We start from the raw sequence: 653 nt of genomic DNA on the forward strand, positions 1-653 counted from the left end.
CTATCTCAGGAACCAGCGTCAATCAGCCTGTGACCAAGCTGATGCTTCGCGCTGACCAAGAGAGCGTCTCACGGGACCTTCGCCAGAGTCGTCTCGATGTGGACGAGTTCTCCTATGGTGTGCCTGTCGAGCGGTACGTGTTCGATGCCATCCGCCGCCTGGTTAAAACCGGAAAATGGAAGGTCAATGAGCCAGGCGCGAAAGTCTGGCACCTCAACCAAGGTGTATTCATTGCCTGGAAACAGCTTGGGGACCTTTATGACTTGATCAGCCACGACAAGATCCCCGGTATTCCACGAGACCCTGACACACTGGCCGACATTCTCATCGAACGTGGTTTTGCTGTACCAAACACGGTGCAGGAGAAGGGTGAACGTGCGTACTACCGCTACTGGGAAGTTTTGCCTGAGATGCTCCAGGAGGCGGCGGGATCGGTGAAGATCTTGATGCTCCGACTCGAATCAAACGACCTGGTGTTTACGACTGAGCCTCCTGCGGCTGTTGCTGCGGAAGTTGTTGGTGATGTTGAGGACGCTGAGATTGAGTTCGTTGATCCTGCGGAAGTCGATGACGACCAAGAGGAAGATGTGTCAGCGCTGAACGATGACATGTTGGCCGCAGAGCAGGAAGCAGAGAAAGCTCTAGCTGGTCTT

1 protein-coding gene is annotated in these 653 nt (G+C 54.5%); it reads left to right on the forward strand.

Translation table 11 applies throughout. The annotated features are described in order from the left end of the window. A partial coding sequence (locus R7R78_RS27030) for a TraI domain-containing protein (protein WP_225474724.1) occupies positions 1-653 on the forward strand: 653 nt, incomplete at both ends.

The organism is Vibrio sp. 2134-1 (assembly GCF_033339495.1).